The organism is Hungatella sp. SL.1.14, assembly GCF_024460495.1.
GTDB classification, from domain to species: domain Bacteria; phylum Bacillota; class Clostridia; order Lachnospirales; family Lachnospiraceae; genus Hungatella; species Hungatella hathewayi.
This window is the reverse complement of record NZ_JANFYJ010000328.1, coordinates 1-302: the sequence shown is the minus strand read 5'-3', so window position 1 is coordinate 302 and position 302 is coordinate 1. Positions and strand designations below refer to the sequence as shown.

1 pseudogene is annotated in these 302 nt (G+C 45.4%); it reads right to left on the bottom strand.

The window, feature by feature from the left end:
* Positions 1-266 (bottom strand): annotated as a pseudogene (locus tag NE473_RS31210) (dual-specificity RNA methyltransferase RlmN); the annotation flags it as partial.
* Positions 267-302: the final 36 nt, after the last annotated feature.

Genomic DNA, 302 nt, shown 5'->3' with positions numbered 1-302 from the left:
GCCATCGACGGAACCAGAAAGTATTTATTCGGCCTGTCGATGGCGGAGATCTTCTCATCCACAGTCTGAAGCGCTGTATATTCACACGTCTCCTTGAGCCGTTCCTTGAGTGCCTTCGGCAGATTCGTCATCTCCTCATATCCGGGCGCCAGCTTTTTGTGCATCCACTCATAGAGCTGTTTTGCCCGGAACGCCTTTTCACCGGAAACGGTTATAAACGCCGTAAGTTCTTCTAAATTCAGAGATTTAATATCTGTCTTTTCCATTATTCTTATCTTTTCTGAAATGCCGCAATGAAAAAT